This is a genomic window from Plantibacter sp. LMC-P-059a, assembly GCF_030209505.1.
Taxonomy (GTDB): domain Bacteria; phylum Actinomycetota; class Actinomycetes; order Actinomycetales; family Microbacteriaceae; genus Plantibacter.
The window spans coordinates 498,471-511,750 of the sequence record NZ_JARVRZ010000006.1; the positions used below are offsets into that span (position 1 = coordinate 498,471).

Genomic DNA, 13,280 nt, shown 5'->3' on the forward strand with positions numbered 1-13,280 from the left:
CAGAGGTTCGCTCACGGACCGGATCCGCGCTCAGGGACCGAGGGCCTCGGGCTCAGATGACGCCGTGGGACCACGGGTCGGGCGTGCCGAACCGGTGCGCGGTGATCGAGATCGCCTGCTCGTGCAGGAACGGCAGCAACTCCACCCGCCCCGCCTGGGTGACCGGCCCTGCCCAGATCGCGATGTCCGGGTCGCCGCCGAGCGCCTCCGCGAGTCGCTTCGCCAACGGTTCGGGCTCCGAGACCTCCGAGCCCGGCTCGGCTTCAGCCACGGTCTCCGGGCGTGGCCCGACGATCCGCACCCGCGTCGCGAACGGGGCCTCCTGGCCGAGTTCGCCGGTGTCGATCGAGCCACGGGCTGCCATGCGGGTGAGCCACTGGTCGTCGGTCTCGAGCGAGACCGGGATGTTCAGCTCCGACAACCAGTCGCGGACCTCACGCGGCAACCGCCCACCGAGGCTCACGGTGAACCGCGACCGTGACCGCACCGCGGCGATGAGCACCCGGAGCGCGTCGCCCAGGTCGGCACCCGCCGCCACGCGCACGGAGACGGCGACCGACCGGTATCGGAGGAGGTTCCGCTCCACGCCGAGCTGCGACACGTCCGTGACCTCGCCGAACTCGTTCCCCCACGCGACGGCGTCGCTCAGCGCAGAGCGCCGCAGGACGTCGAAGGCCTCGTAGGTGAGGGACGGCTGCGCCGCCTCGATGAGCTTGACGATGCGGGTGTCGAGGCCGCGGAGATGCAGACTCTGGCTGGCGGAACCGGGATCGGGCTGCCAGTCGCCGAGCCCGAACAGCGCGTTCGGTCCGCCGGGCTTCGCGCCGGTGCCGACGGAGGAACGCTTCCACCCGCCGAACGGCTGCCGCTGGACGATCGCACCCGTGATCCCCCGGTTGACGTAGAGGTTGCCAGCCTCGACCGTGTCGAGCCACTCGTCGAGGTCCGCGGTATCGAAGGTGTGCAGTCCGGCCGTCAGTCCGTACGGCGTCGCGTTCTGCATGGTGACCGCCTCAGCGAGGGTCGCGGCCCGCATGACACCGAGGACCGGACCGAAGTACTCGGTCAGGTGGAAGGGCGAACCGGGCTGGACCCCCGTGCGCACCCCCGGCGACCACAGGCGCTCGCTCGGCGCACCGAAGTTGACCGAGGAGTCGTCCAGCAGCTTCGGCTCCACGAGCCACTTCTCGCCGAGCCGCAGCTCGGTGAGCCCCGCGAGCAGCTTCGCCCCCGCCGGCTCGACGATCGGCCCCATCTGCGTGCGCGCGTCGGACGGCCATCCCACGCGGAGCGAACGGACGGCGTCCTCCAGCTGCCTGAGGAAGCGGTCCGAGCGGCCGACGGACCCGACGAGGATCACGAGGGACGCGGCGGAGCACTTCTGACCGGCGTGCCCGAACGCGCTCTTGACGATGTCGGCGACCGCGAGGTCGAGGTCGGCGCTCGGCGTGACGATGATGGCGTTCTTGCCGCTCGTCTCGGCCAGGAGCGGGAGGTCGGCCCGCCAACTGCGGAACAGCTGCGCGGTCTCGTATGCACCGGTGAGGATGACGCGGTCGACGGCCGGGTGCGAGATGAGTCGGCGACCCAGCTCCCCCTCTTCCACGTCGGCGAGGACGAGCAGGTCGCGGGGGACGCCGGCGTCCCAGAGGGCCTCGACGACCACCGCTGCGCAACGCTTGGCCTGCGGGGCCGGCTTGATGATGACGCCACTGCCGGCCGCGAGCGCCGCGAGGACACCGCCCGCCGGGATGGCGACAGGGAAGTTCCAGGGCGGCGTCACGACGGTGAGGCGGGAGGGGACGAAGCGTGCGCCGCGCACCCGCTCGAGGTCCGGCGCCGTGCTCGCGTAGTAGTGGGCGAAGTCGACCGCCTCGCTCACCTCCGGGTCGGCCTCGGCGATCGTCTTGCCCGTCTCGCTGGCCATGACCTCGATGAGGTCGGCTCGGCGGGAGGCGAGCACGCGCCCGGCGGCGTGGAGGACGGCCGCGCGCTCGGCGGCCGGACGGGCACCCCATCGGGTTCCGGCGGCCTGCACCATCGTGATCGTGCGCTCGAGGACGCGTTCGTCGGTGAGGGCGGCCGCGGCGACGGCGGTGTTCCCGAGGGTCGACGCCGGCACCCGGGAGAGGATGGCCGCGCCCCAGGCACGGTTCGCCGCGAGGGACGGATCGGTGTCGGGGGTGTTCTCGAAGCCGGGTGCGCCGTCCACGATGCCGCCGCGCTCCGAGCGGGAGAAGACCGCGGTCTCGACGTAGCTCGACGACTCGGTACGGAACCGGTCCTCGCGGTCCGATCCGCGATCCAGGCCGAGGACCTGCTGGGTGAGGCCGGCGTCCGAGTCCTGGGCGGGGTCGCGGAACCGTTCATCGACCTCGCTGTCGTCGCGGGCGGGCTCGACCGCCTCCTGGGAACGATCCTGCGTCCGGTTGGGGGCCGGCACATGTCCGGGGGTCTCGTGCAGCGCTTCGACCGAGGCCAGGAAGCGACGCCGCTCCCGCGCGAAGAGGGTCGGCTTCTCGGCGAGATCGAACACCGCCGACATGAAGTTCTCCTCGCTCGCGTTCTCCTCCAGCCGCCGGACGAGGTACGAGATCGCGACGTCGAACTCCTTCGGGTTCACGACCGGCGTGTAGAGGAGCACTGCGCCGACGTCGCGCTTGATGGCCTCGACCTGGCCGGTGGCCATCCCGAGGAGCATCTCGAAGTCGACGCGGTCGCGCACGCCGCGGTCGCCCGCCAGCAGCCAGGCGTAGGCGATGTCGAACAGGTTGTGCCCGGCGACGCCGACCCGCACGACGTCGGTGCGCGCGGGGGTGAGTGCCCAGTCGAGGACGCGCTTGTAGTTGGTGTCGGTCTCCCGCTTGGAGGCGGTCGTCGCGAGGGGCCACCCGTGGATCGCCGCGTCGACGCGTTCCATCGCGAGGTTCGCGCCCTTCACCAGCCGGACCTTGATGGGCGCTCCGCCGGCGGCCACGCGCTGCTTCGACCAGGCGGTGAGCTGCATCATGGCCTCGAGGGCGTCCGGCAGGTACGCCTGGATGACGATGCCGGCCTCGAACCGCAGCAGCTGAGGGTGGTCGAGGAGGCGGGTGAAGACCGCGATGGTCAGGTCGAGGTCGCGGTACTCCTCCATATCGAGGTTGATGAAGGTGCCGGTCGCCAGGCCCTCCTCGTACAACGGGACCAGGCGCCGGACGATGCGGTCGACGACCTGCTCGAACGACCACATGGAGAGTTGGCTGGCGATGGACGACACCTTGATCGACACGTAGTCGACGTCGGGCCGCTGCAGGAGTTCGCGGGTGCCGGCGAGTCGCTTGGCGGCCTCCCCCTCGCCGAGGACGGCTTCACCCAGGAGGTTCAGGTTGAGTCGAGAGCCGTCGGCCCGCAACTTCGCGATGGCCGCACCGAGTTCACGCGGACGGCTGTCGACGATGAGGTGGCCGACCATGCCGCGCAGCACTCGACGGGAAGCCGGGACGACGACCCACGGTAGGACCGGCCCGACGAGGCCGCCGGTGCGGATGGCGGCCTGTTCGTACCAGGGGAGGAAACTCGGCGTCCGGGAGGCGAGGGCCGCGAGGGCGTTACCGGCCACGAAGCCGTCCTCCGGCCGCATGACCCCGTCGACGAAGCCGACGGTGAACTCGAGCCCATTGGGATCGCGCAGCACACCGGCGAGCCGAGCGGCCGCCGGGTACACGGGCTCCTTCGCCCCCTCGTCCACCCACTTCGCGGCGAGGGCGACCGCACGATCCGCGAGGCCGACCGTCTCGGTGGGGTCCTCGTACGCTTCGTTCGCCATGCCGCTCAGCCTATTCGCGGATCCGGCGTTCCCTCCCGAGGCTCGCGAGGGGTCGTGCGTGTGTGGCACGCCCGCTCCCATGTCGGCCCCCGAGGCTGCCGATGAGGCGACCCGCGTCCGTTCAGTGTCGGCGGTGGTCCTGGATCGTGATCTTCGGCCCTCGGCGCGGCTTGTGGATCCCGCTCCGGCCGATGAGCCGGAGCACTCGCTGCCGCTGCCCGTTCCACGGCGAGAGGAGTTCGAGCATGCCGTCGTCGTCCACGGGCGCACCGGTGAGGGCCTGACCGACGGACGCCGCCAGATGGTAGTCGCCGACGCTCACGGCGTCCGGGTCGCCGTGCGCGCGGAGGGTCACCTCTGCGGCCGTCCACACCCCGATGCCGGGGAGGCTGCGCAGCCGCCGGGAGGCGTCGTCCGGGTGCTCGTCGACCGTCCGCTCGATCGCGCTCGCGAGACGGGAAGACCGCACCACCGTTTCGGAGCGCTGCGGCCCGACCCCGGCCTCGTGCCACTCCCAGCTCGGGATCATGCGCCAGGTGTCGGCCGCCGGGGCGACGATCATGCCCTCCGGCGCCGGGCCCGGTGCGGGTTCGCCGTGCCGCCGCACGAGCTGCCGCCACGCCCGCCAGGCTTCCATGGCGGTCACCTTCTGCTCCATGATCGACGGCACGAGCATCTCGAACACGAGCCGGTTGCGGCTGAGGCGCATGCCCGGGTTCCGGCGGAGCACCTCCGTCAGCAGTGGGCTTCGGCTGACGTCGAGCCCGCTCCAGTCGTCGTCGCGACCGAGGAGCTCGGGCACGCCGTCGATCATCCACTCGGAGCCGGGTCCCCAGGCCGTCGCCTCGACCTCGCCGTCACGCATGGTCGACACGTACAGGGTCGCCCCACCCTGGGGTGTGCGCGCCGTCAACCAGACACCGCCGGGGGTCTTGCGGTAGCAGGGGCCGTCGCCACCGCGGGAGATCAGGCGCAGCGTCGCGTGGACATCCAGTGGCCCGGTCGGCCGGTACACCGTCCGGACGCTCGTCGACGTCGTCGCCCCCTCGCTCGGCACGACGGCCAGCGGCGGCGCCGAGGGTCTCGGGGCCTGCTGGATGGATGGTGCGACTGCTGACATGCCGCTCACCCTACGTGGTGACCACCGACATCCGAGCGCACCGCACGACGACGCCCGGGTGGCGGACGCGGACCGGATGGATCCGGTGCCGCGTCGCCACCCGGGCGCGAGGGCTCGACGGCTAGTCGCTGCTGCCGTGGAGGATGAAGTCGTACGCGAACTGATCGATGACCGTCCCGTTCACCGCCTGCTTGACGTGCCCGCCCGCGTACCGCCCGGGCTGGTAGTCGGTCGGCCACAGGATGCTCCAGGTCCCGTCGGGACGGACGACATCGGAACCGAGGTCGGTGCCCCAAGCGCCCACGATCGAGATGGTCGAGCCGGGCGTCGCCGTGCCGGTGAACTCCGGCCGGGTGCCCGAGATGGTCTCGCCGACCGTCGGGGAGGTCACCACGAGCGGCTTGGCGATCGTGAAGTCGTAGGTGACGCGCCCGGCCTCGACGCCTCCGATGTACTGCTTCACCGTGCCGCCGACATAGCGGGCGGGCAGGAGTGCCTGGTTCCAGGTGATCGACCAGACGCCGGAGCTGTCGACGTGCTCGACCGCACCGGCCACGCGCCCCCACTGGGTGCGGATCTCGACGCGCGCGCCGGGCTGAGCGGTACCAGTGAACACGGGGACGGGACCGAGCAGCGCACCGCCGACCTTCGGCGAGGTCACGACGAGCGGCGCGGCCCCTGCCTCCGGGCGCATGACGAAGTCGTAGGGCACTCGGGACTGCTCGACGCCCGAGATCTCCTGCACGACGCGACCGCCACGGTAGGTGCCAGGGGTGATCGACTTGTTCCACTCTACGCGCCAGGTGCCCTCCTTCGTGACGAGGCCGTTGCCGAGCTCGGAGTTCCAGGAGCCGATGACCCGCACCGTGGCGCCGGGCTCGCCACGCCCGGTGAAGACCGGGACCGGCGTGGTGATGACGGCACCGATGGCGGGCGATTCGAGGGTCACGTCGACCACCGGACCCGGTTCCGGCGTGGGTTCACGGTAGGTGAAGCGCACCGGTGCTGTGGTGCGCTGCTGCTCGAACAGCTGCGTCGCGGTCGCGACGTAGTCGCGCTCCTCCAGGGCGCGGAGCGACTGCTGCTCCCAGGTGCCCGAGCTGCCGACCGCCGTGTCCACGAGTGTGACACCGTCGCGGTCGTCCACGACGGTGACGGACGCCCCGGGCTCTCCGCGACCGGAGAAGATCGGGCGGTCGACCTCGACCGTGCTGTCCAGTGCCGGTGACTCCACCGTGATCGCGCGGACCGCGGCGTAGGTGAGCGACCAGGGCACCGTCGTGTCGTCGGCCACCTGCCGGACAGTGCCGGCGTGCGCACCGGCGGCCAGTGCCGCCGACACCGGCGCGGTCCACGACCCCTGCGGGTTCACGACACCGGAAGCGATGACACCGCCACGAGCCTCGACGACCTCGATCGCCGAGCCGGGGTGCCCGGTGCCGCTGAAGGTCGGCTGAGGGATACGGATGGTCGAGCCGACAGCAGGATCGGTGAGCACGAGTGGCTCGATGTCCGGTTGGGGCTCATGTCCGTCCGGCAGGATGACCGCGCCTTCCGCAGGCAGGCCGATGCCGCCGACGGCCAGCATGCCGGCGAACTGCCGGAGGAAGCCGCCCTGGCCGCCACTCGACACGAGACCGGAGCCGGACAGCTCCGACGTCTCGATGTCCTGCCATGCCCACTCCTGGGCGAGCGAGCCGTTGCAGCTCGCCGGGTAGACGTACTTGTACCGCTGCAACGGATTGGGCTCGAGGCAGCGCTCCCACCCGTTCACGACACCCCGGATCGGGCCGACGCCGTCGATCGCCGGGAACGTCCACTCCGTGGCAGCGACGAGCGCTTCGCCGACAGAGCCGTATACGGACGCGGGTATCGGGTTCGAGGTGTTCCCGGATGAACCCACGGCGAAGTACGAACCGACACCGCCGGCACGGGCCTGCCCGACGAACCGGCCGGAGACCGACTCGGCGATACTGATGTCGGGTGCGTCGGCGTGGGCCGTGGCCGCTGAGGCCGAGGTACTCAACAGGCTGGCGGCGAGGACACCGACGAGCCCGATGGCGGATAAGGGGGCGAAGCGTTTCATAGGCGGGAGTCGACCTTTCACGGTGATCTGTGCGCCGGCTGGAAGACCGTCGGGGCACGCAAGAGCGTTCAGCTGAACTCCGTGAGCCTACAGATATACCAGTTGATCATCTGTTGGCTATGTCGAAACTGTGGACAACTCGCAACCCCGGCGGACAGCAGCAGCCGCCGGCCCCAGGGGTGGGACCGGCGGCTGAACGGTGGTGCTGACCGCTACTTCTCGAGGATGAAGTCGTAGGTGAACGTGCCGATGACCTTGCCGTTCACGGACTCCGTCACGGTGCCACCGGAGTAGCGGGCCGGCTTGTAGTCGCTCGGCCAGGTGATCGTCCACTCACCGTGCTCGTTCGCGGTCGTGTGACCGAGGTCGGTCCCCCACGCACCACGGATCTGGATCTCCGCGTTCGGGATCGCCGTGCCGGTGAACACCGGGCGGGTGCCCGAGATCGTCTCGCCGACCCTCGGCGAGCTCACCACGAGCTGGGACGCGACGATGGTGAAGTCGTAAATGAACTTCCCACGCTCGACACCGTTCACGAACTGCTTCACCGTGCCGCCCGAGTAGCGGGCAGGCAACACGGTCTTGTTCCACGTGATGCTCCACCGACCGTTGCTCGCGACGCTCTCGACACTGCCGAGGATCGCACCCGATGCGCCACGGATCTCGACCTTCGCACCGGGCTGCGCCGAACCGGTGAACACCGGCGTGGTCTCGTGGGTCGTCTCGCCGACCTTCGGCGACGTCACCAAGAGCGGTGCCACGTTCGCGCTACCGATGGTGAAGTCGTAGACGAACTTGCCACGCTCCACACCGTTCACGAACTGCTTCACCGTGCCGCCCGAGTAGCGGCCAGGCACCACCGTCTTGTTCCAGGTGATGCTCCACTGACCGTTGGAGGCGACGCTGTCGACACTGCCGAGGAGACTCCCCGACGCACCACGGATCTCGACCTTCGCACCCGGCTGAGCGGTCCCGGTGAACACCGGCGTCCGCTCCTCGATCGTCGCACCGACCTTCGGCGCCGTCACCACCAGCGGCGCGACCTCGGCGGACTCGACTGTGAAGTCGTAGACGAACTTGCCACGCTCGACGTCGCCGACGAACTGCTTCACCGTGCCACCCGAGTAGCGACCAGGCATCACTGATTTGTTCCACGTGATGCTCCACTGACCGTTGGACGCGACGCTGTCGACACTGCCGAGAACGTCACCCCAGCCGCCACGGATCTCCACCCGTGCGCCCGGCTGGGCGGTCCCGGTGAACACCGGGGTGGTCTCCTCGATCGTCTCGCCGACCTTCGGCGAGGTCACGACGAGCGGTGCGACCTCAGTGGCCTTGACGGTGAAGTCGTACGTCACGCTCGTGTAGGGCTTGGCGCCGACGTACTGACGCACCGTGCCACCCGAGTAGCGACCCGGGGTGAGCGAGGTGTTCCAGGTCAGCGACCAGGAGCCGTCGGACAGGACCTCGGTCTCACCGAGCAGCGCCTGGGCGGCGCTGTAGACCTGGATCGTCGCACCGGCCTGACCGGTTCCGGAGAACACCGGAGCACCAGGCTCCAGCACCGCACCGATGGCCGGCGAGGTGAGGACGACCGGTTCGTCGGGGATGGGCACACCCGCCGTGATCGTCGCCGACCACGTCTGGTTGAGACCGCCACCACGCACGACGCCGTCGAACGTGCCGATCGGCGCGTCTGAGGCGGCCTGCAGGTGCAAGGTGAAGGCGCGGTTCGCATCGGTGACCGTGCCACTGAAGCCGTTCATGCTCGGCAACCAGGTGAACCCGGTGGGAGCCTTCCCCACCGGCGACAGGCCGTTCGGAACGACGATCTCGACCTGCCCGGAGACACTCTTGTTGAACTCGACCGGCGCATCGACCGTTTCACCCTGACGCACCGTGACGGAGTCGATCGTCACGGCCGGAGCGACCGGCGCCGCCGTGATGGTCGCGTACCACCACTCGTCGAGGCCGCTACCCCGCACGACCCCGTGGAAGGACCCGACGGGCGCGTCAGCGGCCGCCTGCAGATGCATCGTGAACGCACGGTTCGCGTTCGAGACCGTGCCGCTGTACCCGTTGATGCTCGGCAACCACGTGAAGCCGGCAGGAGCCTTACCCACCGGCGTCAGACCGGCGGGAGCGATGATCTCGACGGCTCCGGAGACGGACCCGTTGAACTCGACATCGACATCGACCGACTCGCCCTGCTGCACGTCCACGGTCTCGACCGTCACGTCCGGCGCGACCGGCGCAGCCGTGATGGTCACGTTCCACCGCTTCGCGAGGCCATCAGCGTAGACCGAGCCGCGGAACGTGCCGACCGGTGCATCGGCGGCCGCAGCGAGATGCATCGTGAACGCCCGGTTCGCATTCGTGACCGTGCCGACGTATTCGTTCGCGGGCGCCTCCCAGGTGAAGCCGGCGGGAGCCTTGCCGACCGGCGACAGCCCCTTCGGAACGACGATCTCGACCTCGCCGGAGACGGCGCCGTTGAACTCGACATCGACATCGACCGACTGGCCCTGTTGCACCGTCACAGACTCGATCGTCACGTCCGGCGCGACCTGGGCCGCCGTGATGGTCGCCGACCATGCCTGCTCGAGGCCCGAACCGCGGACGACGCCGGTGAACGTGCCGACCGCCGCATCGGTGGCGGCGGTGAGGTCCATCGTGAACGCGCGGTTGGCGTCGGTCACCGTTCCTCGGAAGCCCTTGATGCTCGGGGTCCAGGTGAAGCCTGAGGGAGCCCTGCCTGTCGGGGTGAGGCCGGCCGGCAGAATGATGTCGACCTGGCCGGAGACGGCCTCGTTGAACTCGACATCGACATCCACGGAGTCGCCCTGCTGGACGGTGACCGACTCGATCGACACCGCCGGGGCAACGGCTGGTGCTTCGATCTCAGCCGTGAAGTCGGCGAGCTTGGTGCGGTTCGCACCGTACGCGACCTGACCACCGAGGGCGGTGCCGATCGGAGCATTCTGGTCTGCCGTCAGGGTGAAGGTGACCGACGTCGTGCCGCTCGGCAGCGTCCCGGTCATGCCCCGACTGTTCAGCGTGAAGGCCGAGTTGCCGACCGCAGTGATCTTCGTGCCTGCGGGGTGGTCGATGTCGATGCGCTGTCCGCCGGCTGCGGCGTTGAACGTCGCCGTGACCTGAGCAGACCCGCCCTGGGCCAGGGTCGGGGTGCCGATGGATGCCGATGGGGCGTCGATCGGACTGAACTCGCTCAGGAGCAGGCGGTCTTGGTAGTCAGCGCCGCCGGGAGCCCTCGACCACTCGAACAGATTTATATCCGTGTATAGCGGTACGCCCGTCCAGTTGCGGATCGTGCCGTCAGGATCCACCGTCATCTCGTCAGCATGAACCGCGTCACAGCTGCCGAATCCAGTGGAACCATGGTTGAAACCGGTTGGTTGCAGACACGTTTCGCCGGACGTGATGGGTCCTTTCGCCCCCACAGCCGGAACCGTCACAATCGGGGCGTACATCCGCGCAACCTCGAGCGAAGTCTTCCCAACCGACTCGCTGCCGCCCGTAGCCATGTTTGGATAACGGTAGTTCGGCAATGCTGGCGCTTTCAGAATCATTTTGCCCGTCATTCGGGCTGACGAGGTGTCCGTGACGGAGACCTCCGGCGAGTCGGCGATCGCGGCCGCTGGGCCGGTGAGGACACCGGTCGCCGTGATGGCTATCAGCCCGAAGGCCGACAGGGTTTTTCTGAGCTTCATAGGGAGGAAGCTTCCTTTCGTGAGCAGGCGCTGCAGCGCAGAGCGGCTCGGTCTTCGGGTCGAGGAGGAGCGCGCAGCTGGGGGATGCGTTCGGAGCCGAACACGTTTGATCGTAACAGATATTTTAGTATGTACAACATGAGTGTGGTATTCCGAAGCGCGATGGTCAGGCCAGCGAGCGAGGATGGTGGGGGCACTTCGACAAGGTCAGTGACCGAGATGGGGCGCTCAGTGACCGGGGTGGCGGGGCACTTCGACAGGCTCAGTGACCGAGGTGGCTGGCACGCGAAACACCCCGCCGAGACAGGCTCGGCGGGGTGCGGGTGCAGCGGGTGTCAGTTGACGGGGACGTGCCGCTCGTCAGGACCGACGTACTCGGACAGCGGGCGGATGAGCGCGTTCGACGCCAGCTGCTCCGCGATGTGCGCCGTCCAACCGACCACGCGGGCCGCGACGAAGAGCGGCGTGAACGTCTCCGTGTCGAAGCCGATCAGGTTGTAGGCCGGGCCGGACGGGTAGTCGAGGTTCGGCTTGATGTTCTTGCGCTCGACCATGTCGGACTCCAGCGCCGTGTACAGCTCGAGAACTTCCGGCTTGCCGTAGTGCCCCGCGAGCTTCTCCAACGATGCCAGCATCGTCGGCACCCGCGAGTCGCCGTTCTTGTACACGCGGTGGCCGAATCCCATGATCTTGCGCTTCTCGGCGAGCGCCGCATCCAGCCAGGCGCTGGCTCGGTCGGCCGTGCCGATCTCGTCGAACACATGCATGACCGCCTCGTTCGCGCCGCCGTGCAACGCGCCCTTGAGAGCCCCGATGCCACCGACGACCGCCGAGTAGAGGTCGCTGAGCGTCGAGGTGATGACGCGGGCCGTGAACGTCGAGGCGTTGAACGAGTGCTCCGCGTACAGGATCATCGACACGTCGAACGCGTCCACGACGACCGGGTCCGCTTCCTCACCGAAGGTCATGAAGAGGAAGTTCTCGCTGTATCCGAGGTCCTCGCGCGGCGGGACGAGCTCGAGGCCGTGACGGCGACGCTGGTCGTAGGCGACGATCGCCGGCAGCTTCGCGTACAGGCTCGCCGCCTTCACCGCGTTCGCCTCAGCCGTGTTGGTCTCGGCGGTCGGGTCGTTCGCGCCGATGACGCTCACCGCGGTGCGCAGCGCGTCCATGGGGTGCGAGGTGGTGGGGAGGAGGTCGATCGCGGCCTTCACGTTGTCGTCGAGGGCGCGCTGCGACCGCTCCAGCGAGGTGAACTCGGCGAGTTCGGCCTCGCTCGGCAGCTCGCCGTTCCACAGGAGGTACGCCACCTGCTCGAAGGTGCAGTACTCCGCGAGCTCCTGCACCGGATACCCGCGATAGAGGAGGGAGTTCGTCTCCGGGTTCACCTTCGAGACGCTCGTCACGTCGACGACGACGCCGGCGAGACCCTTCTTGATGTCGCTGGTCGCTTCGGTCATGCGGTGCTCCTTTGCGGTGGTGCAGTGGTCATGCGTGGGTCGAGCTTGGCACCAGGGTCGCCCCTCGACAAGCGCGGGGAGCGGAGACCCAGGTGGTGTTCATCGGGGCCGGTCGACCACCCGGTACCTGAGCGTGCCTGCGGGCTACCGGTCGACGGTGAAGTTGAACACCGAGGTGTCGAACCGGTTGTAGCCCTCGTAATCGATGAGTTCGTAGAGGTCGGCGCGGTGCTGCATCTCCCCCAACTTGCGCGTGAGCGAGCCCTCCTCGTTCAGCGTGTCGAGCGCTCGACCCGCCGCGCCCATGGCGATGCGCAGGAGGGAGACCGGCCAGATGACGAGGTTGACGCCCACGTCGGCGAGCTGCTCACTCGTGAACAGCTCACTCTTGCCGAACTCGGTCATGTTGGCGAGGATCGGCACGTCGACGGCCGCCCGGACGGCGGCGAACTCCTCGAGCGACCGCATGGCCTCAGGGAAGATCGCGTCGGCACCGGCGTCGACGAGCTGCTTGGCCCGGTCGATCGCCGCGTCGAGACCGTCGACCGCCGCGATGTCGGTGCGCGCCATGATGAGCAGATTCGGGTCGCGGCGCGCGTCGACGGCGGCACGGATGCGACCGAGTGCGGTCGCGGTGTCGACGACCTGCTTGCCGTCGAGGTGCCCGCAGCGCTTCGGGTTGACCTGGTCCTCAATGTGGAGGCCGGCGAGCCCGGCGTCCTCGATCTCCTGGACGGTGCGCGCGACGTTCATCGGCTCTCCGAAGCCGGTGTCGGCGTCGACGATGGCCGGCAGCTCGGTCATGCGCGCGATCTGCTTCGCCCGCCCGGCGACCTCGGTGAGGGTCGTCAGGCCGATGTCGGGCAGGCCGAGGTCGGCCGAGAGGACGGCTCCCGAGATGTAGACGCCGTCGAAGCCCTTCTGCTCGATGAGGCGAGCCGACAGCGGGTTGAACGCGCCGGGGAATCGGAGCAGCTCACCGGTGGCGAGCCGCTCGCGGAACGCCCGGCGCTTCTCGGCCGGCGTGGTCTGGCTGTACAACATCAGCGGTGTCCCGTCTGGTCGTCGGCCGGCA

At 69.2% G+C, this 13,280-nt stretch carries 6 protein-coding genes; all 6 read right to left on the bottom strand.

From position 1 onward, the window contains the following. Positions 1-52: 52 nt before the first annotated feature. Positions 53-3,808, bottom strand: coding sequence for a proline dehydrogenase family protein (locus QRN27_RS15690; RefSeq protein ID WP_285043039.1), 3,756 nt, complete (start codon positions 3,806-3,808; stop codon positions 53-55). A gap of 121 nt (positions 3,809-3,929) precedes the next feature. Continuing rightward, complete coding sequence (locus tag QRN27_RS15695; protein ID WP_285043040.1) at positions 3,930-4,928, bottom strand: DNA-3-methyladenine glycosylase family protein; 999 nt, start codon at positions 4,926-4,928, stop codon at positions 3,930-3,932. A 121-nt stretch (positions 4,929-5,049) separates the two neighbouring features. Then, complete coding sequence (locus tag QRN27_RS15700; RefSeq protein WP_285043041.1) at positions 5,050-7,014, bottom strand: Ig-like domain-containing protein; 1,965 nt, start codon at positions 7,012-7,014, stop codon at positions 5,050-5,052. Positions 7,015-7,226: 212 nt separating this feature from the next. Then, positions 7,227-10,367 carry an Ig-like domain-containing protein gene (locus QRN27_RS15705; RefSeq protein ID WP_285043042.1) on the bottom strand — a complete coding sequence of 1,047 codons (3,141 nt, stop codon included), beginning with the start codon at positions 10,365-10,367 and terminating at the stop codon, positions 7,227-7,229. Between the two features lie 713 nt (positions 10,368-11,080). After that, on the bottom strand, positions 11,081-12,205 hold the full coding sequence (locus QRN27_RS15710) for a bifunctional 2-methylcitrate synthase/citrate synthase (protein ID WP_285043043.1): 1,125 nt from the start codon (positions 12,203-12,205) through the stop codon (positions 11,081-11,083). A 144-nt stretch (positions 12,206-12,349) separates the two neighbouring features. Next, positions 12,350-13,249, bottom strand: a complete 900-nt coding sequence (gene prpB / locus QRN27_RS15715) for a methylisocitrate lyase (protein WP_285043044.1) — start codon at positions 13,247-13,249, stop codon at positions 12,350-12,352. Positions 13,250-13,280 lie beyond the last annotated feature (31 nt).